18 protein-coding genes are annotated in these 23,685 nt (G+C 64.6%); 13 read left to right on the top strand and 5 right to left on the bottom strand.

Annotation, left to right across the window (positions count from 1 at the left end; genetic code table 11):
* Window positions 1-72: 72 nt before the first annotated feature.
* The 3 genes from NKI15_RS01760 to NKI15_RS01750 form a co-directional block, all read right to left on the bottom strand.
* Window positions 73-702: an alpha-ketoglutarate-dependent dioxygenase AlkB family protein gene (locus tag NKI15_RS01760; protein WP_023703765.1), complete on the bottom strand. Its 630-nt coding sequence runs from the start codon at window positions 700-702 to the stop codon at window positions 73-75.
* Window positions 703-852: 150 nt separating this feature from the next.
* Window positions 853-1,287 carry an alternative ribosome rescue aminoacyl-tRNA hydrolase ArfB gene (arfB, locus tag NKI15_RS01755; protein WP_023672309.1) on the bottom strand — a complete coding sequence of 145 codons (435 nt, stop codon included), beginning with the start codon at window positions 1,285-1,287 and terminating at the stop codon, window positions 853-855.
* Between the two features lie 86 nt (window positions 1,288-1,373).
* A complete protein-coding gene (locus NKI15_RS01750) occupies window positions 1,374-2,984 on the bottom strand; it encodes a phosphoenolpyruvate carboxykinase (RefSeq protein ID WP_023703766.1) in 1,611 nt (536 codons plus the stop codon).
* Window positions 2,985-3,331: 347 nt separating this feature from the next.
* On the opposite strand from NKI15_RS01750, the gene NKI15_RS01745 reads away from it, so the two are divergent.
* The 13 genes from NKI15_RS01745 to NKI15_RS01685 all read left to right on the top strand — a co-directional run bounded on the left by NKI15_RS01745 (window position 3,332) and on the right by NKI15_RS01685 (window position 21,468).
* A complete protein-coding gene (locus tag NKI15_RS01745) occupies window positions 3,332-4,033 on the top strand; it encodes a response regulator transcription factor (protein ID WP_010912942.1) in 702 nt (233 codons plus the stop codon).
* A gap of 85 nt (window positions 4,034-4,118) precedes the next feature.
* Window positions 4,119-5,900, top strand: a complete 1,782-nt coding sequence (locus NKI15_RS01740; protein WP_023750805.1) for a sensor histidine kinase — start codon at window positions 4,119-4,121, stop codon at window positions 5,898-5,900.
* Window positions 5,901-5,912: 12 nt separating this feature from the next.
* Window positions 5,913-6,374, top strand: a complete 462-nt coding sequence (locus NKI15_RS01735; protein WP_352497037.1) for an HPr kinase/phosphorylase — start codon at window positions 5,913-5,915, stop codon at window positions 6,372-6,374.
* 164 nt (window positions 6,375-6,538) lie between these two features.
* Window positions 6,539-6,940, top strand: coding sequence for a PTS sugar transporter subunit IIA (locus NKI15_RS01730; RefSeq protein WP_023672304.1), 402 nt, complete (start codon window positions 6,539-6,541; stop codon window positions 6,938-6,940).
* Window positions 6,937-7,227, top strand: a complete 291-nt coding sequence (locus NKI15_RS01725) for an HPr family phosphocarrier protein (RefSeq protein WP_023672303.1) — start codon at window positions 6,937-6,939, stop codon at window positions 7,225-7,227. The genes NKI15_RS01730 and NKI15_RS01725 overlap by 4 nt, the downstream gene beginning before the upstream one ends.
* Before the next feature lie 207 nt (window positions 7,228-7,434).
* A complete protein-coding gene (gene ahcY, locus NKI15_RS01720; protein ID WP_023681401.1) occupies window positions 7,435-8,835 on the top strand; it encodes an adenosylhomocysteinase in 1,401 nt (466 codons plus the stop codon).
* A 309-nt stretch (window positions 8,836-9,144) separates the two neighbouring features.
* On the top strand, window positions 9,145-11,709 hold the full coding sequence (locus NKI15_RS01715; protein WP_023687430.1) for a sensor histidine kinase: 2,565 nt from the start codon (window positions 9,145-9,147) through the stop codon (window positions 11,707-11,709).
* A gap of 8 nt (window positions 11,710-11,717) precedes the next feature.
* Entirely contained in the window at window positions 11,718-13,229 is a 1,512-nt protein-coding gene (gene tsaE, locus NKI15_RS01710; RefSeq protein WP_352514419.1) for a tRNA (adenosine(37)-N6)-threonylcarbamoyltransferase complex ATPase subunit type 1 TsaE, read from the top strand.
* Window positions 13,230-13,243: 14 nt separating this feature from the next.
* Window positions 13,244-13,948: a nucleotidyltransferase family protein gene (locus NKI15_RS01705; protein ID WP_352514454.1), complete on the top strand. Its 705-nt coding sequence runs from the start codon at window positions 13,244-13,246 to the stop codon at window positions 13,946-13,948.
* Window positions 13,945-17,082, top strand: coding sequence for a double-strand break repair protein AddB (gene addB, locus NKI15_RS01700; protein WP_352514418.1), 3,138 nt, complete (start codon window positions 13,945-13,947; stop codon window positions 17,080-17,082). Before NKI15_RS01705 ends, addB begins: the two co-directional genes overlap by 4 nt.
* On the top strand, window positions 17,079-20,600 hold the full coding sequence (gene addA, locus NKI15_RS01695; protein WP_352514417.1) for a double-strand break repair helicase AddA: 3,522 nt from the start codon (window positions 17,079-17,081) through the stop codon (window positions 20,598-20,600). Before addB ends, addA begins: the two co-directional genes overlap by 4 nt.
* Window positions 20,601-20,672: 72 nt before the next feature.
* The gene (gene trxA, locus NKI15_RS01690; RefSeq protein WP_023672297.1) at window positions 20,673-20,996 is read left to right on the top strand and encodes a thioredoxin; all 324 of its coding nucleotides are present in this window, start codon (window positions 20,673-20,675) and stop codon (window positions 20,994-20,996) included.
* A 190-nt stretch (window positions 20,997-21,186) separates the two neighbouring features.
* Window positions 21,187-21,468 carry a cupin domain-containing protein gene (locus NKI15_RS01685; RefSeq protein ID WP_023672296.1) on the top strand — a complete coding sequence of 94 codons (282 nt, stop codon included), beginning with the start codon at window positions 21,187-21,189 and terminating at the stop codon, window positions 21,466-21,468.
* 438 nt (window positions 21,469-21,906) lie between these two features.
* Here the strand turns inward: NKI15_RS01685 and NKI15_RS01680 are convergent, their stop codons facing one another.
* Together NKI15_RS01680 and NKI15_RS01675 are read right to left on the bottom strand one after the other, a co-directional pair.
* The gene (locus NKI15_RS01680; RefSeq protein ID WP_352514416.1) at window positions 21,907-22,326 is read right to left on the bottom strand and encodes a VOC family protein; all 420 of its coding nucleotides are present in this window, start codon (window positions 22,324-22,326) and stop codon (window positions 21,907-21,909) included.
* 27 nt (window positions 22,327-22,353) lie between these two features.
* Window positions 22,354-23,679, bottom strand: a complete 1,326-nt coding sequence (locus NKI15_RS01675; RefSeq protein ID WP_352514415.1) for a bifunctional folylpolyglutamate synthase/dihydrofolate synthase — start codon at window positions 23,677-23,679, stop codon at window positions 22,354-22,356.
* Window positions 23,680-23,685 lie beyond the last annotated feature (6 nt).

Genomic DNA, 23,685 nt, shown 5'->3' with positions numbered 1-23,685 from the left:
CTTAAATTCCGTTAGGGACTTTTATTCGCAAGGTCAGTGGTTCAGTAAGTGCAAGAATGCACTCTCACCTCTTCAAGGCAAGGTCACCCGCCGCAGCGTCAGATTGATCCGGCCGCCTTTTTTCAGCAGCGCCGAGGTCGACGGATAGATGCGGTCGACGCCGTGGAAGCAGAGCCGGCCTTCGCCGCCGAGCACGACGACGTCGCCGCTTTTCAGGCGGAACGATTTGGTACCGCCGTCGCGTGTGGCCCCCCTGCCCGTCACTTGGCCGACCCGGAACAGGCAATCGTCGCCAAGTGACACCGAGACCACTGGGGCCGAGAAATCGGCTTCGTCGCGATCCTGGTGCAGACCCATTTTGGCGTCCTGCGTATAGAAATTGACCAGGCAGGCCTCCGGCGGATTCGGATAGGCGGCGACCTCCCGCCACAATTGCAGCAGCGCGTCCGGGATCGGCGGCCATGGCTCTCCGGTGAGTGGGTGCGTTGGCTGGTAGCGATAGCCCAGCTCCTTGTCGGTGACCCAGCCGAGCGTGCCGCAATTGGTCATGCGCACGCTCATCTCCTTGCCGGTCCGCGGCATCGCCGGCACGTACAGCGGCGCCCGCTGTACAATTGTCCTCACCTCTTCGACCAGCGCTTCCTGCGCCGCGCGGGACAGATAACCAGGCAAGTGGCGGACGCCTTTGGGCAGAACGAGCATGACTTCGCCTCCGGTTGATACTGAAACCATGCCACCGCCAATCAGAACGGCGACCCGAAAGCCACCGTTGTCGGCCTCCCTTTCTGTGGCAATGGCGAAACCTTGCGGCTGCGGCAGGGGAGGCCGCTTTATGCGCAGTCGGCGCGGTCCTTAGTCGTTCTCTACCCGGCCGCGCAGCTTTTTGATCGTGCCGCGCCCTGCCTTGCTTTGCAGCCGCCGCTCCACCGAGCCTTTCGACGGCCTGGTCTTCTTGCGCGGCGGCGGCGGCGGTTCCGCGGCCTTGGCGACCAGCGCCGTCAGCCTTGCCCGGGCATCGGCCCGGTTCTGCTCCTGGGTGCGGAAGCGGCCGGCCTCGATGACGATGACGCCGTCCTTGGTGGCGCGCTGGCCGGCGAGCTTGATCGTGCGCGCGCGCACGCGTTCGGACAGGCCAGCTGCATTGGCGGCGTCGAAGCGCAATTGGACGGCGGTCGCCACCTTGTTGACGTTCTGGCCGCCGGGACCCGACGAGCGGATGAAATCCTCGTGCAGGTCGCCCGGATGGATTACGGCTTCGTCTGATATGATGATGTCGTCGATAGGCATGCCGCAGTCATGGCGCGGCGGACCAAAAAAGAAAAGGCCCGATCGAGACCGCGCCTTTCAAGGATGCTTCGGTGAAGATGCCTGGACTATTCCGCAGCTTCCTGCAGGCGGGGTGCTGCGCCGAGCACGACGGCATCGACATGGCTCTCGAATTTCTCGAAGTTGACGGCGAACATGCCGACCAATCGCGCTGCCTGCCGGTCATAGGCTGCCTTGTCGGCCCAGGTCGAACGCGGGTCGAGAATGGCGCTCTCGACGCCAGGCACAGCAACCGGCACCTCGAAGCCGAAATTGGCGTCAGTGCGGAAACCGGACGCCTTCAGCGAACCGTCAAGCGCTGCGGCCAGCAAGGCGCGCGTCGCCTTGATCGGCATGCGCTTGCCGGTGCCGTAGGCGCCGCCGGTCCAGCCGGTGTTGACCAGCCAGCAATCGGCGCCGTGGCGGGCGATCAGCTCGCGCAGCAGATTGCCGTATTCCTTGGGGTGGCGCGGCATGAACGGGGCGCCGAAGCAGGTCGAGAACGTCGCTTCCGGCTCGGTAACGCCCTTCTCGGTGCCGGCCACCTTGGCGGTGTAGCCGGAGAGGAAGTGGTACATCGCCTGCGCCGGGGTCAGCCGTGCGATCGGCGGCATGATGCCGAAGGCATCGGCGGTCAGCATGATGATGTTTTTCGGGTGGCTGGCCCGTCCGCTCTTCGAGGCATTGGGGATGAAATCCAGCGGATAGGCGCAGCGCGTGTTTTCGGTGAGCCGGCCGTCGTTGAAGTCCGGCACGCGGTCGGCGTCGAGCACGACATTTTCCAGCACCGTGCCGAAACGCTGCGTGGTGGCGAAAATCTCCGGCTCGGCCTCGGCCGACAGCCGGATCGTCTTGGCGTAGCAGCCGCCTTCGAAGTTGAAGATGCCGTGCGGTCCCCAGCCGTGCTCGTCGTCGCCGATGAGCGTACGTGACGGATCGGCCGACAGCGTCGTCTTGCCCGTCCCGGAAAGCCCGAAGAAGATCGCTGCGTCGCCGCCCGGACCCTCATTGGCCGAGCAGTGCATCGGCATGACGCCCTTTTCCGGCAGCAGATAGTTGAGCATGGTGAACACCGATTTCTTCATCTCGCCGGCATAGGAAGTGCCGCCGATGAGCACGATCTTGCGGGTGAGATCGACCGCAATCACCGTTTCGGTGCGGCTGCCGTGGCGGGCCGGATCGGCGCGGAAGGACGGCAGGTCGATGATCGTCATCTCCGGCACGAAATCCTCGAGCTCGGCGGCCTGCGGGCGGATCAAAAGATTGCGGATGAACAGCGAGTGCCAGGCGAATTCGGTGATGACCCGCGTCGGCAGCTTCAGCTCGGCATCGGCGCCGCCGACGAGGTCCTGCACATAGAGATCGCTATTCGCGGCGTGGACAAGGAAATCGGCGAGCAGCATTTCGAACTGGCCCGCCGAAATCGCCTTGTTGTTGTCCCACCAGACATGGGGCTCGGTGGCGCCATCGCGGACGACAAACTTGTCCTTGGGCGAGCGGCCAGTGTGCTGGCCGGTCTCGGCAAGCAGCGCGCCGCCGGCGGTCAACCGGGCCTCGCCACGACGGATCGCTGCCTCATAAAGGGCGGCCGCACCAAAATTATAATGCACCGTGCCGGTGGTTTTCAGGCCGATACGATCGATCGCGCAAGCAGAATTGCGTTTGCCGACTTCCGACATCAAGGGTCCCTTCTTCTGGATTCGCCGCACTTTGCCGGCGCGTTTCCGGCGAGCCCGCGTTAGGGGCTGAGACGGTGAGAACCAGAAAACTCGAATGATATCAAATCATTAATCGATTTAAAAATTTTGAAAGTTGTTTAAATCGTTTATATGTGCAAAAAATCACGGTGGTTGCCCAAAGGATTGGCACACAGTGTTCGTCCAACCCCGTGTAGAGGTTCCGATGGGGCCGCCGGCAAGCCGTCCGCGACAGCGGGTGGAGCCTGTGCCACATTTTGTACCTAATTTGTCCTGCAAAAGCCCCTTCTCTAAGACAGAAGGGACAGCTCATGAGGGAGCCGCTTGAAATGGCAACAATCGCGCTTGTCGATGACGACCGCAACATTCTGACATCGGTGTCGATCGCCCTCGAGTCCGAGGGGTATCGCGTCGAGACCTACACGGATGGTGCGTCGGCGCTGGAAGGCCTGGCGGCGCGGCCGCCGAATCTCGCCATCCTCGACATCAAGATGCCGCGCATGGACGGCATGGAGCTGTTGCGCCGGATGCGGCAGAAGTCCGACCTGCCGGTGATCTTCCTGACCTCGAAGGACGATGAGATCGATGAGCTTTTCGGCCTCAAGATGGGCGCCGACGATTTCATCCGCAAACCGTTCTCGCAGCGCCTGCTGGTCGAGCGGGTGCGCGCCGTGCTGCGCCGCGCCAGCGCCCGCGAAGCTGCGGCAAAGGCGCCCAGCCAGCAGGCCCGTTCGCTGGAACGCGGCCAGCTCGTCATGGACCAGGAACGCCATACCTGCACCTGGAAGGGCGAGCCGGTGACGCTGACGGTCACCGAATTTCTCATCCTGCACTCGTTGGCGCAGCGCCCCGGCGTGGTAAAAAGCCGTGATGCGCTGATGGATTCCGCCTATGATGAGCAGGTCTATGTCGACGACCGCACCATCGATAGCCACATCAAGCGGCTGCGCAAGAAGTTCAAGGCCGTCGATGACGACTTCGAAATGATCGAAACCCTTTACGGAGTCGGATACCGGTTCCGCGAAGCTTGAGTTGATGCATGTCGCCCAAAAGTGGTCGCGGTTTTTGGGACGACGACATGCATAAAACCAAAGACTAGGCGGGAGCTGCTATTCGATGGCAGTGGATGTACAGCGGAGCAGACGAACGAGCGCTGTCAGGCGGTCGCGGATTCTGCCCGCATTCCTGTCGAGGTTGACGGTGCCGATGCGCCGCTTCCTCGGCCACCACATCTTTTCCAGCCTGACCCGGCGCATCCTGTTCCTCAACCTGGCCGGCCTAGCCGTGCTGGTCACCGGCATCCTCTATCTCAACACCTTCCGCGACGGGCTGATCGACGCCCGCGTCGAAAGCCTGATGACGCAGGGCGAGATCATCGCCGGCGCCATTGCCGCGTCGGCGACGGTCGAGACCGATTCGATCAGCATCGATCCAGAAAAACTGCTTGAACTGCAGGCCGGCGAAAGCCTGGGGCCGGGCTCCGACCAGCTCGACAATCTGGATTTCCCGATCAATCCCGAGCGCGTGGCGCCGGTGCTGCGGCGGCTGATTTCGCCGACGCGCACCCGGGCCCGCATCTATGACCGCGACGCCAATCTGCTGCTCGATTCGCGCCATCTCTATTCGCGCGGCCAAATCCTGCGCTACGACCTGCCGCCGGTCGAGGACGAGCAGCCGGATATGCTGGAGCGCGTGCAGAAATTCGTCTTCGACTTCTTCCGCAACAAGGACCTGCCCGTCTACCATGAGCAGCCCGGCGGCAACGGTGCGGCCTTCCCGGAAGTGGTCAAGGCGCTGACCGGCAGTCCATCGACGATCGTGCGGGTGAGCGAACAGGGCGAGCAGATCGTTTCGGTGGCGGTGCCGATCCAGCGCTTCCGTGCCGTCCTCGGCGTGCTGATGCTGTCGACGGAAGGCGGCGACATCGACAAGATCGTCGCCGCCGAACGCAAGGCTATTTTGCGCGTGTTCGGCATCGCCGCCCTGGTCACCGCCATCCTGTCGATGCTGCTCGCATCCACCATCGCCAATCCGCTGCGCCGCCTATCGGCGGCGGCAGTGCGGGTGCGGCGCGGCGTCAAGAGCCGCGAGGAGATCCCCGACTTTTCCGACCGCCAGGACGAGATCGGCAATTTGTCGGTCGCGGTGCGCGACATGACCAATGCGCTCTATGCCCGCATCGAGGCGATCGAAAGCTTCGCCGCCGATGTCTCGCACGAGCTGAAGAACCCGCTGACCTCGCTGCGCAGCGCGGTGGAGACCTTGCCGCTTGCCAAGAACGACAATTCACGCGGCAGGCTGATGGAGATCATCCAGCACGATGTCCGGCGTCTCGACCGGCTGATCACCGACATTTCCGATGCCTCGCGCCTAGACGCCGAACTGGCGCGTGAGGATGCCGCCACGGTCGATTTGAAGAAATTCATCACCGATCTCGTCGCCGTGTCGCGCGAAGCGACGCGCAACAAAAAGGCTGTCGAGATCGAATTCAAGGCCGCCAAGCTGCCGCAAGGCGTCAAAGGCTATTTCGTCACCGGCCATGATCTCAGGATCGGCCAGGTCATCACCAATCTGATCGAGAATGCCCGCTCCTTCGTGCCGGAGGACCACGGTCACATCGCCATTTCCCTGGCACGCGCGGGCAAGGTCAACATCGTCACCGTCGACGACAACGGCCCCGGAATCCGCGCCGACGCCATCGACCGCATCTTCGAGCGCTTCTACACCGACCGCCCGGCCGGCGAGGCGTTCGGCCAGAATTCAGGGCTTGGCCTGTCGATATCCAGGCAGATCGTCGAAGCCCATGGCGGCACGCTGACCGCCGAGAACATCCCCGGCACCAAGCCCGGCGACATCAAGGGCGCGCGCTTCGTCGTTACGCTGCCGGCCGAAGGCTGATCGCGGCTGCGCATGCCCGATCCCACCGCGGAACCCGAGAACATCCATGCCACCGCAATCCTGATTGGCGAGCGGGGCGTCCTGATCACCGGGCCGTCCGGCTCGGGCAAGACAACGCTGGCGCTGGCGCTCATCGACCATTTCAGCCGGCTCGGGCTGTTTGCGCGGCTGATCGGCGACGACCAGCTGTTTGTCGCGGCGCGTTTCGGGCGGCTGGTCTGCCATGCGCCCGCCAGCATCGCCGGCCTCACAGAGGTGCCCGGACTTGGTCCGAAGCCGCTTTTGTTCCAACCTGCGGGGGTCATCGACCTTACGATCCAGCTGGTTGCCGCAAACGCTGTGGAGCGTTTCCAGGAAGAGTCGAGCGCGACCATTGCCGGCTGTGTGGTGCCGCGCATCGACCTCGTTCAGCGCAACGTCACTGCGGCTTTGCCGGCGGTAATGGCGCGGCTGGAGATTGCGCCTTTCGTATGATCCGCCGCCGGTTTTTTGCTGCAATGCGTCAAATTGGCCATGGCCGACGCAATTTTGGGCTTGTCAACGCGCCGCGCGTCGACAAGATAGCGCTCCCGCCGCCTGGGATGGCCGGCGAGCATAAAAAGCGCCTGTGAAGCGGCGATGACGGGAGCCACCATAGAATGATCGGACTCGTGCTTGTAACGCACGGTCAACTGGCCGCCGAGTTCCGCCATGCCGTGGAACATGTCGTGGGGCCACAAGACAATTTCGAAACCGTGGCAATCGGCGCCGATGACGATATGGAGCAGCGTAGGCGCGATATCGTCGACGCCGTGGGCCGCGTCGACACCGGGACCGGGGTCATCGTTCTGACCGATATGTTCGGCGGCACGCCTTCCAATCTCGCCATTTCGGTGATGGAATCCGGTCGCACCGAGGTCATCGCCGGCATGAACCTGCCGATGCTGATCAAGCTGTCGTCGATCCGCAAGGGCGACAACATGGCGACCGCGCTCGACGAGGCGCAGGCCGCGGGGCGCAAATACATCAACGTCGCAAGTCAGCTGCTGAGCAGCAAATGAACGCGCTGTCGCCCGGTGAGATCGTGCGCGAGTTCCCGATCGTCAACCAGCGCGGCCTGCATGCGCGCGCCTCGGCGAAGTTCGTCCAGGTCGCCAGCGGCTTCGACGCCACCGTCCATGTCGAGAAGGATGGTCTCAAGGTCGGCGGCACCTCGATCATGGGGCTGATGATGCTGGCGGCGAGCCCCGGTTATTCGATCCGCGTCACAGCCAGCGGCGCTGAAGCCGCAGCGGCGATGGACGCGCTGGAGCAGCTGGTCGCCTCGCGCTTCGGCGAAGAGTGCTGAAGCTCTTTTTTGTTTGAGCATGATCTTGTCCGAAACCGGCTTCCACTTTTCGGGATCATGCTCCGCAAACACATGCGCGCATAAAGATTTCTTTATATCCCATTGTCGTCTTGGCGGCGATCTGCTAGTCAGGCCGGCATTCCGCGCCCTTCGACGCGCCGTGTGGCGCAGGCGCATTCTGAAGACAAATCGCACCGGAGCACTGCCATGACAGGTAGCAAGGACTATGTGGTTGCCGACATCTCGCTTGCCGGCTGGGGCCGCAAGGAACTCGATATCGCCGAAACCGAAATGCCGGGCCTGATGGCCTGCCGCGAAGAATTCGGCGACAAGAAGCCGTTGAAAGGTGCGCGCATCACCGGCTCGCTGCACATGACCATCCAGACGGCGGTGCTGATCGAGACGCTGAAGGCGCTTGGCGCCGATATCCGCTGGGCCTCGTGCAACATCTTCTCGACCCAGGACCATGCGGCCGCGGCCATCGCCGAGGCCGGTATCCCGGTGTTCGCCGTCAAGGGCGAGTCGCTCGAGGAGTACTGGGACTATACCGACAGGATCTTCCAGTGGGCCGATGGCGGCCTCTCCAACATGATCCTCGATGATGGCGGCGACGCCACCATGTACATACTGATCGGCGCCCGCGCCGAAGCCGGCGAGGACGTGCTGTCCAACCCGCAGAGCGAGGAAGAGGAATACTTCTACGCCCAGGTCAAGAAGCGCCTGAAGGCCTCGCCCGGCTTCTTCACCAAGCAGAAGGAAGCCATTCGCGGCGTCACCGAAGAGACGACCACGGGTGTCAACCGGCTATACCAGCTGCAGAAGAAGGGTCTGCTGCCGTTCCCGGCGATCAACGTCAACGACTCGGTCACCAAGTCGAAGTTCGACAACAAATATGGCTGCAAGGAATCGCTGGTCGACGGCATCCGCCGCGGCACCGACACCATGATGGCCGGCAAGGTTGCGGTCGTCTGCGGCTATGGCGACGTCGGCAAGGGCTCGTCGGCTTCGCTCAAGGGCGCCGGCGCCCGCGTCAAGGTCACGGAAGTCGATCCGATCTGCGCGCTGCAGGCGGCGATGGACGGCTTTGAAGTCGTCACGCTGGAAGATGCCGCACCAACCGCCGACATCGTCATCACCACCACCGGCAACAAGGATGTCGTCACCCTCGACCACATGCGCTCGATGAAGGACATGGTGATCGTCGGCAATATCGGCCACTTCGACAATGAGATCCAGGTCGCGTCGCTGCGCAACCTGCAATGGACCAACGTCAAGCCGCAGGTCGACATGATAACCTTCCCGGACGGCAAGCGGATGATCCTGCTGTCCGAGGGGCGCCTGCTCAACCTCGGCAACGCGACCGGTCATCCGAGCTTCGTGATGTCGGCCTCGTTCACCAATCAGGTGCTGGCGCAGATCGAACTCTACACCAAGCCCGGCCAGTACCAGAACCAGGTCTATGTGCTGCCCAAGCACCTCGACGAGAAGGTGGCGCGTCTGCATCTCGACAAGCTCGGAGCCCGCCTGACCGAACTGTCCGGCGAACAGGCCGCCTATATCGGCGTGACCCCGCAGGGTCCGTTCAAGCCGGAACACTACCGCTATTAACAGAAGCGGCATTTATCACTAGATATTGAAGCCGGGCGATTGACTTTTCGCCCGGCTTCTTTTTTGCGCGGATGATTCTTCACGCCGATTCCAGCACGCGCTATTGTGCTGATTCGTGGGCCGGGGACGAGGGCCGGCGTACGCATCGAGAGCATGATTCGAACCGAAGGACCGCGTCAGCGAAAAGTGGGAAGCGGTTTTCGGAAAAGATCATGCTCTTCAAGAGAGAGTTAGGTCAGAAGGGCGTTTCTACCAAACGTGATCCTGATCTGGGCGGTCTTGCATTCAGGCGGCGAAGAGGACCAAGACATGCCGGGGGAAAACCCGCCTCGCGCGGGATCGGCCGTTTCCGGCGGCCATGACGATTCCGATAGCACTGGCTCCGTCACGACAGGCGGTGGCCTGAAGAGGCGCGTCGGCGCCCGCACCGCCGGCTTTCTTGCCACCTCAGCTCTTGCCGGCCCGCTCACCTCGTTTGCCGCCCATGCCGAGCCGGCCATTGCGCAGAAGGCCGGACTGTCGGTCAGCGCGGTCGAAGTCATCCAGCTCGCCATGTTCGTCGGCGTCATGGGCGCGGCACTGGTCTCGGCCATCTTCCTGATCCGCGAAAGAGCCCGCACCTCGGCGCAGAATGTCGAACTCAGAGCCCGCATTGCCGACATCAATGCGGCGCTGCAGCGCTCCGAGGCGCTGCTCAATCTGCGTGACCAGCGCGTCATCGTCTGGGCGTCGGAGAACAAGAAGCCGGAGCTCATCGGCACGCTGCCGCTGGAAAGCGGTGCGCCGGACGACCGTGCAGCCTTCCTCGCCTTCGGCCGCTGGCTGATGCCGCGCTCGGCGGCGGCGCTCGAAAATGCCGTCGCTGGTCTGCGCGAGAAAGCGAAACCCTTTGATCTCGTGATCGAATCGCAGGCCGGGGCGCCGCTTGAAGTGCATGGCCGCAAGAGCGCCGCGCATGTGCTGGTGCGCTTCGTCTCGCTGTCGGAAACTCAGAGGAGCCAAGCCAGGCTGAAGATCGAGAACCAGCGTCTGGCCGCCGACTACGAGACCATGATCGGCCTGCTCGACGCCTTGCCGATGCCGGCCTGGCTGCGCGCCACCGACGGGCGGCTGAAATGGGTCAACCGTGCCTATGCCGGAGCGGTCGAGGCACCGAACGCCGAGACCGCCGTGCGCGAAGCCAAGGAATTCCTCGGCGCCCAAGCGCGCGAACAGATCGCCGCGCAGCACAAATCGCGCCCAATCTTCGAACAAACGCTGTCGACAGTGATCGAGGGCGACCGCCGCGTGTTCGCCGTCACCGACTTCGCCGGTGCGGACGGCTCGGCCGGCCTTGCCTGCGACACCAGCGCCACCGAAACCATTCGCGGCGAATATGAGCGCACGGTGCGCAGCCATGCCGACACGCTCGACCAGCTCAACACGGCGGTGGCGATCTTCGATGCCAACGAGAAGTTGCGCTTCTTCAACCAGGCGTTCCAGAAACTGTGGGGGCTGGACCCGGGCTTCCTGCACAGCGCGCCCGACAATGCGCTGCTGCTCGACCGGCTGCGCAGCGAAGGCAAGATCGCCGAGCAGCCGGAATGGCGGCGTTGGAAAGAAGGCCTGCTTGGCGCCTACCGCGCGGTGGAATCGCAAGAGCATTGGTGGCATTTGCCCGACGGCAAGACCATCCGCGTGGTCGCCAACCCCCAGCCGAAGGGCGGCGTGACCTGGGTGTTTGAGAACCTGACCGAGAAGATGGACCTGGAAAGCCGCTACCAGACGGCGGTGCGGGTCCAGGGCGAAACGCTCGACAATCTGGCCGAAGGCGTCGCGGTGTTCGGTCCCGATGGGCGGCTGCGCCTGTCGAACCCGGCCTTTGTCGCGCTGTGGGGACTTAGCCAGGATGTGATCAAGCCCAACGTCCATGTCTCGGCGATCCGCGATCTCAGCGACCAGCGCGCCGTCGACAGCCCGTGGGGCGGGTTCGTCGCCGCCATCACCGGTTTCGACGACGAGCGCCGCGACCGCCATGGCCAGACCGAACTGAAGAACGGCACCGTGCTCAGCTACGCCGTCATCCCGCTGCCCAACGGCCAGGTGATGATGACCTTTGTGGACGTCACCGACAGCGTCAATGTCGAGCGCGCGCTGAAGGACAAGAACGAAGCGCTGCAGAAATCCGACCAGCTGAAGAACGAGTTCGTGCAGCACGTCTCCTACGAGCTGCGCTCGCCGCTGACCAACATCATCGGCTTCACCGAGCTTCTGTCGCTGCCGGCGACCGGGCCGCTCAGCCCAAAGCAGCGCGAATATGTCGAGCATGTCGGCTCGTCATCCTCGGTGCTGCTCACCATCGTCAACGATATACTCGACCTCGCCACCGTCGACGCCGGCATCATGCAGCTCGACATTTCGGAAGTAAGCGTCGAGCGCACCATCGAGGCCGCGGCCGAACTGGTCGCCGACCGGCTGCAAGAGCATTCGATCAAGCTCCGGATCGACGCCGCTGCGGCGCCGAAGAGTTTTCACGGCGACGAGACCCGGGTTCGCCAGATCCTCTACAATCTGCTCAGCAACGCCGCCAATTACGCGCCGGAGGCGAGCACTATCACGCTTGCCTGCCGGCATTTGGAGCAAGGTGTGGAATTCTCCGTCCATGACAACGGCCCCGGCATGCCGCCGGACCTGCTCGATTCGGTGTTCCGCCGCTTCGAGCCGCGCACCAATGGCGGGCGCCGGCGCGGTGCGGGCTTAGGCCTGTCGATCGTCAAGAGCTTTGTCGAGCTGCACGGCGGCAGCGTGCGCATCGAGACCGGCAAGGACAAGGGCACCACCGTCATCTGCACCTTCCCCGATGCACCGTCGGGCATCCGCGCCGCGGCCGAGTAGCGCGCTCGATGACTGTTGTTGTGCTGGAGCGTTTTCTCGCCGACGAGGCTGCGACCGCAAGGCTCGGCGAAGACCTGGCCATGGCGCTGCGGCCGGGCGACGTGCTGGCGCTCAAGGGCGATCTCGGCGCCGGCAAGTCGACGCTGGCGCGGGCCCTGATCAGGGCGCTGGCCGATGATGCCGGCCTCGATGTGCCGAGCCCTACCTTCACCTTGGTGCAAAGCTACGACACGCGCATCCCCGTGCACCATTTCGATCTCTATCGCCTGTCCTCGGCCGGCGAGATGGACGAGCTGGGTTTCGACGAGGCGCTGCTGCAGGGCGCTGCCCTTGTCGAGTGGCCGGAACGGGCGGAGGCCGCTCTTCCGAGAACGTCGATCTGGATCGAACTCGTCCATCAGGACGAAGGACGATTGGCGAAACTATCGGGCCAAGGCGTTGCCTTCGAACGCGTGGCGCGATCGCTGGCGATGCGCGATTTCCTCAAAACGGCCGGTTGGGGCGACGCCGCGCGGCGCCATTTCGTCGGCGACGCCTCGGCGCGCTCTTACGAGATTGTTTCGCTCGCCGGCCTTGCGCCGCGCGTGCTGATGAATTCGCCGCGGCTGGTGCTGGGGCCGCCGGTGCGCGACGGCAAGCCCTATGCCGTGATCGCCCACACGGCGCAGTCGGTCACCGCTTTCGTCGCCATCGACAAGGCGCTGCTGGCGCAAGGTGTCAGTGTCCCAAAAATCCATGCCGAGGATCTCGAACGGGGCTTTCTGCTGCTGGAGCATCTGGGCTCGGAAGGTTTTCTCGACGGCAATGATGAGCCGGTGGCCGAGCGCTACGCGGCAGCGGCCGAATTGCTGGCCATGATGCATGGGAAGACCTGGCCGCAGCGCATGGAGGCCGTGCCGGGCGTCTTCCACGAGGTGCCGCCGTTCGATCGCGACGCCATGCTGATCGAAGCCGATCTCTTGGTCGATTGGTATGTGCCGATGGTGACCGGCAGCCCGGCAAGCGAGGCTTTACGCGCCGGCTATCACAGGGAATGGAACGCGGTTCTCGATCGGCTGGACACACAGGAATACACGCTGATGCTGCGCGACTTCCATTCGCCCAACATCATCTGGCGCGGTGACCGCAAAGGCCACGACCGCCTCGGCATCGTCGACGTCCAGGACGCGCTGATGGGTCCTGCGGCCTATGACGTTGCGTCGCTGGCCATGGATGCCCGCGTCACCGTTTCGCCCGATATCGAGCAGCGGACCGTGGACGCCTATGTCGCTGCGCGCCACGCCGCCATCGGCTTCGACGAGCTCGCTTTCCGTGAGGCCTATGCGATCATGGCGGCGCAGCGCAATTCAAAGATCCTCGGCATTTTCGTGCGGCTCGAAAAGCGCGACGGCAAGCCCTATTATCTCCGACACCTGCCGCGCATCCGCGGTTATCTCAGGCGGGCGCTGGCGCACCCGGCGCTGGCTCAGCTGAAGGAGTTTTACATGGCACATGGCCTGCTGGAGGAACGGCTCCCGTGACCTTGACCACAGCGATGGTGCTGGCGGCTGGTCTTGGCAAGCGCATGCGGCCGATCACCGACACCATGCCGAAGCCGCTGGTGCGGATCGCCGGCAGGACCTTGCTCGACTGGGGGCTGGACAGTCTCGAAGCGGCCGGCGTCGAGAAAGCCATCGTCAACGTGCACTATCTGCCGGACCAGATCGTCGCCCATATCGCCCACAGGCGGGCGCCAAAGATCGTCATTTCCGACGAGCGCGACGCACTGCTGAATTCGGCGGGTGGCATCGTCAAGGCATTGCCGCTGCTGGGCAGCGACCCCTTCTACATCATCAACGCCGATACGTTCTGGATCGACAGCGGCCAGCCCAGCCTCGAGCGCCTTGCCCTTGCATGGGACGGCGCGAAAATGGATATTCTGCTGATGCTTACCGATCTCGACTCGGCCACCGGACACGGTGTCGGCACGGATTTCCTGATGGCGCCGGATGGCGGCCTGCGGCGCTCGAAAGGCGATCCGGCCGGGTTGATCTATGCCGGAGCGGCAATCGTCAATCCCGCCATCTTCAGGGATGCGCCGGCCGGGGCGCATTCGCTCAACACCTATTTCGACAAGGCAATAGCCTCTGGCCGTCTGTTCGGCATGCAGATGCGCGGAAGCTGGATCACCGTCGGGACGCCCGACGCCATTCCGCAGGCGGAAGCGGCGGTCGCCGACGCTCTCGCGAAGGTGGTATGAGCGGCGCGCGCCGCGTTCTTTCGATCCCGCCCGGAGCGCCATTCCTGCCGACTCTGGCCGAGGCCTTGCTGGCCGGACGGCTGGTGCCCGGCTTCCGGTTCGACGGCGATCCGCTGGCGCTGGCTGATGTCACCATCTATGTGCCGACACGGCGCGCGGCCCGTGCGCTGCGCGGCGCTTTTGTCGACGCGCTTTCGGGACCGGGAGGGAGCCGCCGTTCGGCGATCCTGCCGGTCATCCGCCCGCTCGGAGAGTTCGACGAGGACGAAGCCGCCTTCGACGCCGGCACGCCGACCGAGCTTGAAATGGCGCCGCCGATCGCAGCCATCGAACGCCTGCTGCTGCTGGCGCCGCTGGTGCGGGCCTGGAAGCGCACCTTGCCGGCGCATGTCCTTGATATGTTCAACGAAGAGATCGTCGTGCCGGCCTCCGCCGCCGATGCGATCTGGCTAGCGCGTGACCTCGCCCGGCTGATGGACGAGATCGAAACCGAAGGCACGGACTGGACCAGGCTTGCCGATCTGGTCACCGGCAATCTTGCCGGATGGTGGCTTGTGACGCTCGATTTCCTCCGTATCGTCACCGAGGCCTGGCCGAAATTGCTGGAGGAGCGCGACCGCTCCAACCCGGCCGCGCACCGCAATGCGCTGATCCGGCGCGAGGCGAAGCGGCTGGAACGCAACCCGCCCAAAGGCCCGGTGATCGCCGCCGGCTCGACGGGCTCTATTCCCGCCACGGCCGAACTGCTTGCCACGGTCGCCAGCCTGCCCAACGGCGCCGTGGTGCTGCCCGGGCTCGATGGGACGCTGGACGAACCGTCTTTTGCCGCGATTGGGGCGCCCGGTGCGCGGCCGGCACTGCTTGGCCACCCGCAATACGGCATGGCCAAGCTGATCGGCAAGATTGGCGTGCTGCGTGGCGATGTCGAGGAAGTGGTCTCCGCCGAGCCCGCACTGGCGCTCCGCGCGGCCCTTGTCGGCGAGGCGCTGCGGCCGGCCGAGACCACGGAATTATGGGCCGAGACCCGCATACGCTTCAACGCCGTAGACATCGCCGAGGCCTTCGCCGACGTGACGCTGGTCGAAGCCGCCAGCGAACGCGACGAGGCGGCGGCGATCGCCATCGCGCTGAAAACCGCCGTGGAACAGCCGGGACTAAGGGCAGCGCTCGTTACCGGCGACCGCGGGCTGGCGCGGCGCGTCTCGGCCGAGCTGTTGCGCTTCGGCGTGATCGCCGACGATTCCGGCGGCACGCCGCTCGCCAACACGCCTGCCGCCAGCCTGCTGCGGCTCACACTTCAAGCGGTATTCCGGCCCGGCGATCCCGTCGGCCTTTTGTCGCTGCTCAAGCATCCGCTGCTCGGGCTCGGACTTGAGCGCACCGGCGTGCGCCATGCCGCCGAGCTCATCGAACTCGTGGCGCTGCGCGGCGGCACCGGACGCCCCGACATCGCCTCTTTGCCAGCACTGTTCGAGGAGCGTCTCGCCGGGCTGAGCGGGGACAAGCGCCAGCCCTTCTGGTTTTCGCGCCTGAGCGGGCGCGGCATCGACGATGCCCGCGATATGCTGAGCCGGCTTGTGACGGCACTGGCGCCGCTGACCGCCTTTCGCGGTGAAGAGAACGCCGATCTCGTCGCGTTGACCAGAGCGAGCGTCGCCGCGCTGGAAAATCTCGGCCGCACGGCGGAGGGCAGCCTGGCTGAATTTTATGCCGGCGACGCCGGCGAGAAACTCGCCGAGCTGCTGCGCGGTGTGGTCGCCGCCTCGGCGTCGTTCGACTTCCCGGCCGACGAATGGCCTGGTGTGATGGACGCGCTGATAGCACCGGAAATGGTCAAGCCCGGGCAAGGCACCGACCGCAACATCGCCATTTGGGGGGCGCTGGAAGCGCGGCTGCAGAATGTCGACACGCTGGTCATTAGCGGGCTGAACGAGGGCGTGTGGCCACGCAAGCCGGAAAGCGATCGCTTCATGTCGCGGTTGATGAAGACCGGCATCGATCTCGAGCCGCCGGAGCGCCGTATCGGCCTTGCCGCCCACGACTTCCAGATGGCGATGGGGGCGAAAAAGGTGGTGCTGACGCGCTCCGCCCGAGCCGGCGACGCACCGGCGGTGCCGTCGCGCTGGTTGCAGCGCATCCTCACCTTCATCGGCAAAGATCCGGCGGCCGCATTGCGCGGGCGCGGCGACGAATTGGTTGCCTGGGCGCGCGCGCTCGATGCCGGCGAGCGGCAACATTTCGCGCCGCGACCGCAGCCGAAACCGCCGCTGAGCATGCGGCCCACCCACTTCTCGGTGACCGCGATCGAGACGTTGCGACGCGACCCCTATGCGGTCTATGCCAAGCGTATTCTGAGCCTTCTGCCGCTCGAACCGGTGATCCGCGATCCCGGTGCGGCCGAGCGCGGCACGCTGTTTCATGACATCCTGCATCTGTTCTCGACAGAGGTTGCCGACCCGCGCGCGCCGGAAGCTCTGGAGAGACTCATCTCGGCTGGCCGCAGGTGCTTTGCCGACATTGCCCTACCCGCCGATGTCGAGGCGGTGTGGTGGCCGCGCTTCGAAAAGCTCGCCGCCAACATCATCGAATGGGAGCGCGGCCGCGCCCCTGCCGTCGCCCGGCGGCATGCCGAGGAGCGCGCCGAAAAGACGGCTGTCGGCCGTACCGGTGTGACGCTGTCCGGCTATGCCGACCGCGTCGACCTTTTGGCCGGTGGCATGGCCGACATTCTCGATTACAAGACCGGCTCCTCGCCATCCAAGGCGCAGGCGCACACGCTGCTGGCGCCACAGCTGGCGCTCGAAGGGGCGCTGCTCCGGCGCGGCGCCTTCAAGGGGCTTGGCGCGCGCGAACCCTCGCAGCTTGCATTCGTGCGGCTGAAGCCGAATGGCGAAGTGTTCGAGGAATCCATCCTCGACTACAACCGCCAGCCCCGGACCGCCGAAGACCTCGCCGAGGAGGCCTGGGCGCGGCTGGAAAAACTGCTGGTCCATTATGCCGATCCAACGACCGGCTACCTGTCGCGGGCGCTGCCGTTTCGCGAGGGCGAGAGCGATGGCGATTACGACCATCTGGCACGCGTGCTCGAATGGTCGGCAGGCGGCGACAGCGATGACGAGGCGGGGGAGGCATGAAAAAAGCCTATCCCGTCCCTAGCGAAACCGCCGCCAGCCAAGCGCGCGCCTCCGACCCGAAGAACTCGGCCTGGGTGTCCGCCAATGCCGGCTCGGGCAAGACGCATGTGCTGGCCCAGCGCGTCGTCCGGCTGCTGCTCAACGGCACCGATCCGTCGAAGATCCTGTGCCTGACCTATACGCGGGCGGCCGCCGCCAACATGTCGAACCGCGTGTTCTCGACCCTGTCGGAATGGACAGCGCTCGGCGATGCCGAGCTTGCCACAAAGATTGAGGCGGTGGACGGCCGCCGGCCCGACCGCGACACGATGCGGCGGGCGCGCCGGCTGTTTGCCGAAGGGCTGGAAACGCCGGGCGGGCTGAAAATCCAGACCATCCACGCCTTTTGCGAATCGGTGTTGCACCAGTTCCCGCTGGAGGCAAACATCCCGGCGCATTTCGAAATGCTCGATCCGCAGATGGAGGCCTCGCTGTTCGCCGCGGCGCGACGCGACATGATTTCGGGCACGTCAGCCGGAGACACCGGACTGGCCGAGGCCTTTGCCACCGTGCTGGAGCGCGGCGGCGAACACGGGCTCGACGCGCTGCTCGCCGAAATCGTGCGCAAGCGCGACGGCTTACGCGGCTTCATCGATGCGGTCCGGCGCGACGGCGCCGGCTTTCGGGCCCTGTTCGACGAATTCCATTTTCGCCCCGGGCAGAACGCCGAAGACATAGCGGCATCGGTATGGCCGCTGCCGGGTTTCCTGCTGGACTTCTTTGCAGTGTTCGCCAGTGCCGCCGAGGCCGCCGACGCCCGCACTGTGCTCAACAATCTCTTGCCCTATGCCCGCTTGGCCTTTGCCGAGACGGACCCGACCCGCCGGCTGCAGATGCTCGGCAAAGCCTTTCTCAAGGCCGATGGCGACCCCTATGATCCCTCAAAGTTGTTCAAGAAGGCGCTGCTCGGCCGGCTGCCCGACCTTCCCGAGCGCTATCTGGCGGCCGTCAAGGCGATAACAGAGGTCTCCGACCGGCTGGCGCTGTTCCGGATGCTGGAAGGCACGGTCGCGGCGTTGACCATAGCCGACTGGCTGATCGTGCGGTACGAGCGCCTGAAGCGCAGCCGCGGCTTTCTCGACTTCAACGACCTCATCACCCGCACGGTCAACCTTCTGGCGCGGCCGGATGCCGGACCCTGGGTGCAGTACAAGCTCGACCAGGGTATCGACCACATCCTGCTGGACGAGGCGCAGGACACCAGCCCCGACCAATGGGAGGTGGTGAAGCGGCTGGCGGAGGAGTTCTTTGCCGGCCACGGCCAGCGCGGCACGACCAATCGCACGGTGTTCGCCGTCGGCGACGAAAAGCAGTCGATCTATTCCTTTCAGGGTGCCGCGCCGGATTCCTTCGCCGACAGCCGGCTCTTGTTTTCCGGACGCGTGAACGCCGCCAATGCTTCGTTTGCCGACCTGAAACTGACCTGGTCGTTCCGGTCGACCGACGACGTGCTTGCCGCCGTCGACCGCGTCTTTGCCGATCCGGGCGTGCGGCGCGGCATCAGCCATGACCCCGATCCGCTCGACCATAAGGCGATCCGCAACGACGCGCCTGGCTATGTCGAGGTCTGGCCGTCGCTCGGCGCTGACGCCGTCGAGGAGCCCGACGACTGGACGTTGCCGGTCAATCATGCCAGCGCGCCGGCGGTGCGGGTGGCCGAGCACGTGGCTGCGACCATCCAGACCTGGCTCAAGGACCGCGAGATCATCGAGGGCAAGGGACGCAGGCTGAGGGCCGGCGACATTCTTGTGCTGGTGCGCAAGCGCGACCGCTTCGTCCATGCGCTGTCGCGCGCGCTGAAGGACCGCGATATTCCCGTCGCCGGCGCCGACCGGCTGAGCCTGCCCGGCCACATCGCGGTCAAGGACCTGATCGCACTCGGCCATTTCCTCATCCAGCCGCAGGATGACCTGTCGCTCGCCGCCGTGCTGCGCAGCCCGGTTTTCGACGTGTCGGAGGAGACGCTTTTTACGCTTGGCGCCGGACGGCCAGCCGGAACATCGCTGATCGCCTCACTACGCCAGCATGCTGGCGACAATACCGCGCTGACCGATGTCGTTGCCCGGCTCGACGGCTGGGCCAACGAGGCGGCGTTCCGGCCGGTGTTCGAATTCTACGCCGGGGTGCTGGCGCGCGACGGCCTGCGCAAGAAGATGATCGCCCGGCTTGGACCGGAAGCCGGCGACATCCTCGACGAATTCCTGAGTTTCTGCCTGGCCGAGGAACGCACCGGACTGCCGGGGCTGGAAGCCTTTCTGGCGACGCTGGAGAACACCGGTCCGGAGATCAAGCGCGAGATGGACCAGTTGCGCGACGAGGTCCGCGTCATGACCGTGCATGCCGCCAAGGGCCTGGAAGCGCCTGTTGTCTTCCTGGTCGATGGCGGTTCGGCGCCGTTCAGCGACCAGCATCTGCCGCGGCTCATGCCGTTCGACGCTTCGGGCCGCAATTTCGACGGCAAGGGCTATCTCTGGCGCTCAGCCGCCGATGTCGCCAACGGCTTCTCAAAGGCAGCCTCGGCCAGGGCGCGGGAGCTTGCCGACGACGAATACCGCCGGCTGCTCTATGTCGGCATGACACGCGCCGAGGACCGGCTGATCGTCTGCGGCTATCACGGCAAGCGTCAGCCCAGCACCGGCACCTGGCATTCGATCGTCAGCCGCGCGCTGACAGGTGCACCCGAAAGCACCGAGCGCCATCATCCCGCCAGCAGCGAGCCGGTGCATCGTTTCGTCATGACCAAGCTGCCGCCGGTGGCGCTGGCAGCCGCCGACGAGGCGCGGCTGCCGCAACCGCTTTTGCCGTTCTTGCCGGCAAACCTGTTTCGCCCTTTGCCGCCTTATGAAGAACTGCCGCGCCCGCTATCGCCCTCTGGCGCTTCGGCGCTGATCGACGAGGGCAAGGAGGCGGTCGTCGATACCCGCTCGCCGGTGCTGGACAGCGAGGCGGAGCCGGGCTTTGCGGTGATGCGCGGGCTGGCGCTGCACAAGCTGCTGCAGATGCTGCCCGGTTTTGCCGAAGACGAACGGCAAGGCGCGGCGGCGCAGTATCTCATTCGAGCCGGCGCCGACTGGCCGGAGGCCGAGCGCAACAAGGCGCTGGCTTCGGTGATGGCGATCCTCAGAGATTCGCGTTTTGCCGGGCTGTTTTCGTCCTCGTCACGCGCTGAAGTCGCGGTCATGGGCAGCCTCGAAGTCAAAGGCAGACTGCGCTCGATCTCGGGCAAGATCGACCGGCTGGCGGTGACGCCCGAGCGCGTATCGATCGTCGACTACAAGACCAACCGGCCGGCGCCTGCGAGTCTGGCCCAGGTGCCGCCGGCCTATATACTGCAGCTGGCGCTCTACCGCGCGCTGCTCAAGCCGCTTTACCCCGGCCGCGCAGTGACGGCGGCGCTGCTGTTTACCGAGGCGCCGAGGCTGATCGAACTGCCGGCGCAGGCGATGGATGACGCCCTTGCCCGACTCACGGGAGCGTGACACAAGTTCTGCTTGAAGAAGGGCTGCTCAACCACCACATTTGGTGCGAGATGAATTTCGAAAGGATTTCGCATGGCCACCGTCAAGGTCGACAAGAGCAATTTCCAGGCCGATGTGCTCAACGCCTCGCAGCCCGTCGTCGTGGATTTCTGGGCCGAATGGTGCGGCCCCTGCAAGATGATCGGTCCGTCGCTGGAAGAGATCGCCAACGAACTCGGCGACAAGATCAAGATCGCCAAGCTGAACATCGACGAGAACCCCGAGCTTGCCGCCCAGTTCGGCGTGCGCTCGATCCCGACGCTGATGATCTTCAAGGGCGGCGAAGTCGCCGACATGAAGGTCGGCGCCGCGCCGAAGACCGCGCTGTCGCACTGGATCAATGGCAGCCTCGCCTGATCTGGCTTTGTTTTGATGCATGTCGTCCTCCCAAAACCGGGACCACTTTTGGGCGACCTGCATTAGTTCCCGAGATCGAAGCCCGGCCCTCGCGCCGGGCTTTTTCTTTGGCGTCATCGCCCGGCCGCCTCTGGCCCTCGCATCGGCGCACTCCATGTCATCTGCTTGAGGCAGGACAGGGAGAAACAGAATGACCGGATCCGCCAAGGCCACCGTCTTCATCGACAATGAGCGCGTCATCGTCACCGAATACCGCTTCCAGCCCGGCGACAACACCGGCTGGCACCGGCATCGCCATGACTACGTCGTGGTGCCGCTGATGGACGGCAAGGTGAAGCTGGTGACCAAGGACGGCGAGAGTTTTGCTGAAATGAAGAAGGGCGCGCCCTACTTCCGCAAGGAAGGCGTCGAGCACGACGTCATCAGCGCCAATGACGGCGAATACGCCTTCATCGAGATCGAGCTGAAATAGGCCTCAGACTGGTGCCGCGGCCGCCGATGTCTATTTAGTTTGAGCCACGGTTTTTTTGGCCTGCCTAGGCTTGCCGGGCTTCCGTCCGGTCGCGGGCTTCAGGACCTGCCCATATCCCTCTATAGCACCCGTATACACACGATAGAGAAACGTCTCTCGGCTTACGAAATACGCGACACTGGGCTGGCCGGATGCATCATTGGGGCGCGTCGGTCTGTGGGCCACTCGAACAATTGGGTGCGGTGGCTCGATGGCTCCCGGTAATATCACATGATCGCCGACCCGCGGAGCATATTCAAATATCAGCTCCTCCGGCGGGTCGTTGTCGACGGTAACAAGACACTTCACAACCATTCGAGCTTGCCTCCATGCTTCGCCAAGCATATCGGGGCTTCTGCCCGAGGGGCAACCGCCCGATAGATTCCCCGGGCCAAAATACTACCAGTCGGCGATGCGATCCCCGCCGGTGAATTGCGCGCTTTTTGCGGTGTATTCGAACAGCTCGATCTTCACGCCGTTGGGGTCGCGGATCCAGGCCTGAAACGTGTCGTCGCAGGCATGCTTCTTGGCCGTGATATCAATGCCTTTCGACTTGATGTGGGCGATCGCCGCATCGATGTTTTCCACCTCAAGGCAGAAATGGTTGATCTGGTTGAGCTCGCTATAGCTGGTGCCGTCCTTCTGGAACACCTCGACATGGCTGCGATCGCCGCAATTGAGGTAGAAGCCGAACACCTTTCCGTCGCGCAGGAAGTTGAACTGCGTGTCGAGGCCGAGCACGTCGCGGTAGAAGGCCCGCGTCGCTTCCAGATCATGCGCGAAGATGCAGACATGGGCGAGTTGCTTCACCTTGATCATCACCGGCTCCCTCGCGAAAGTGTGGATTCAGGTCGGTGGCGTGCCGTTTTCGGCCAGCACCGCACCGGCGAGATACAGCGAACCACCGATCAGGATGCGCGGCGCCGGGCCGTCCCAGGTGTCGCGCAGCAGCATCAGCGCGCTGGCGACGGAGCTGACCGGCTCGGCGGTGAGGCCGGCCTCGGTCGCCCGGATCGCCAGTTCGTCATTCGGCACACCGGCGTCGCTCATGCTCACCGGCACGGTGTAGACATGGCGGACCAGGCCCTTGAAGGCGCGGAAATAGCCGCTCTGGTCCTTGGTGTTGATCATGCCGGCAATCAAAAACAGCGGCCGCGGGTTCTTTTCCTCCTGCTCGGCCAAGGCTTCCGCCACCACCACGCCGGCGCCCGGATTGTGACCGCCATCGAGCCAGATGTCGGCGCCCTTGGGAGCGAGGTCCGCCAGCCGGCCCTGTGCCAATTTCTGCATGCGGCCCGGCCATGCGACTTTTGCCATCGCCTTTTCAGCGGCGCGATGGCTGATCTCGAAGCCGGCGGCCTTGACCGCGGCAATCGCCGCCGCCGCATTGGCGAACTGGTGGCGCCCGGGCAGGCGCGGCGGCGGCAGGTCCATCAGGCCGTCCTCGTCCTGATAGACCATGCGGCCGTTCTCCTCGAAGGCGAGAAAATCCTGGCCGTAGACGAAGGTCGGGCAATCCAGCCGCTCGGCGGTTTCGATCAGCACTTGCAGCGCCGTCTCGCTCTCCTGCGCGCCGATGACCACCGGGCAGCCGCGCTTCATGATGCCGGCCTTTTCGGCGGCGATCAGTTCGACCCGGTCGCCGAGATAGGCTTCGTGATCCATCGACACCGGCATGATCACCGACACCGCCGGCCGGGCAACGACATTGGTGGCGTCGAAGCGGCCGCCAAGGCCGACCTCGATGATGGCGGCGGCAGCCGGATGTTCGGAAAACAGGATGAAGGTGACGGCGGTTAGGATTTCGAAGACGGTGATCTTCTGGCCTTGATTGGCCCGGGCGACGCGGGCGATGGCCTCGGCGAAGGTCTCGTCGTCGACCAGCCGGCCGCCGCCCTCGGCCGCCAGTCGGTAGCGCTCGGCCCAGTTCACCAGATGCGGCGAAGTGTGGACATGGACAAGGTGGCCGCCGGCTTCGAGCAGCGCGCGCGAAAAGGCCGCGCACGAGCCCTTGCCGTTGGTGCCGGCGATATGGACGACCGGCGGCAGCCGCTCCTGCGGATTGCCGAGGCGTTCGAGCAGCCTTGTGATGCGGTCGAGCGAAAGGTCGAAGCCTTTCGGATGCAGCGCCATCAGGGCTTCGATTTCACGATCTGCGGCAAGCGTTGTCATGAGCGA

The organism is Mesorhizobium sp. M0862, from assembly GCF_040319795.1.
Classification (GTDB): Bacteria; Pseudomonadota; Alphaproteobacteria; order Rhizobiales; family Rhizobiaceae; genus Mesorhizobium.
This window is presented reverse-complemented; position numbering and strand designations above follow the sequence as displayed.

Coding starts and splice junctions, on each gene's coding strand:
- NKI15_RS01760 (WP_023703765.1), bottom strand. CDS start 702: ATGCTCGTTCTGCCCAAAGGCGTCCGCCACTTGCCTGGTTATCTGTCC.
- arfB (WP_023672309.1), bottom strand. CDS start 1,287: ATGCCTATCGACGACATCATCATATCAGACGAAGCCGTAATCCATCCG.
- NKI15_RS01750 (WP_023703766.1), bottom strand. CDS start 2,984: ATGTCGGAAGTCGGCAAACGCAATTCTGCTTGCGCGATCGATCGTATC.
- NKI15_RS01745 (WP_010912942.1), top strand. CDS start 3,332: ATGGCAACAATCGCGCTTGTCGATGACGACCGCAACATTCTGACATCG.
- NKI15_RS01740 (WP_023750805.1), top strand. CDS start 4,119: ATGGCAGTGGATGTACAGCGGAGCAGACGAACGAGCGCTGTCAGGCGG.
- NKI15_RS01735 (WP_352497037.1), top strand. CDS start 5,913: ATGCCCGATCCCACCGCGGAACCCGAGAACATCCATGCCACCGCAATC.
- NKI15_RS01730 (WP_023672304.1), top strand. CDS start 6,539: ATGATCGGACTCGTGCTTGTAACGCACGGTCAACTGGCCGCCGAGTTC.
- NKI15_RS01725 (WP_023672303.1), top strand. CDS start 6,937: ATGAACGCGCTGTCGCCCGGTGAGATCGTGCGCGAGTTCCCGATCGTC.
- ahcY (WP_023681401.1), top strand. CDS start 7,435: ATGACAGGTAGCAAGGACTATGTGGTTGCCGACATCTCGCTTGCCGGC.
- NKI15_RS01715 (WP_023687430.1), top strand. CDS start 9,145: ATGCCGGGGGAAAACCCGCCTCGCGCGGGATCGGCCGTTTCCGGCGGC.
- tsaE (WP_352514419.1), top strand. CDS start 11,718: ATGACTGTTGTTGTGCTGGAGCGTTTTCTCGCCGACGAGGCTGCGACC.
- NKI15_RS01705 (WP_352514454.1), top strand. CDS start 13,244: ATGGTGCTGGCGGCTGGTCTTGGCAAGCGCATGCGGCCGATCACCGAC.
- addB (WP_352514418.1), top strand. CDS start 13,945: ATGAGCGGCGCGCGCCGCGTTCTTTCGATCCCGCCCGGAGCGCCATTC.
- addA (WP_352514417.1), top strand. CDS start 17,079: ATGAAAAAAGCCTATCCCGTCCCTAGCGAAACCGCCGCCAGCCAAGCG.
- trxA (WP_023672297.1), top strand. CDS start 20,673: ATGGCCACCGTCAAGGTCGACAAGAGCAATTTCCAGGCCGATGTGCTC.
- NKI15_RS01685 (WP_023672296.1), top strand. CDS start 21,187: ATGACCGGATCCGCCAAGGCCACCGTCTTCATCGACAATGAGCGCGTC.
- NKI15_RS01680 (WP_352514416.1), bottom strand. CDS start 22,326: ATGATCAAGGTGAAGCAACTCGCCCATGTCTGCATCTTCGCGCATGAT.
- NKI15_RS01675 (WP_352514415.1), bottom strand. CDS start 23,679: ATGACAACGCTTGCCGCAGATCGTGAAATCGAAGCCCTGATGGCGCTG.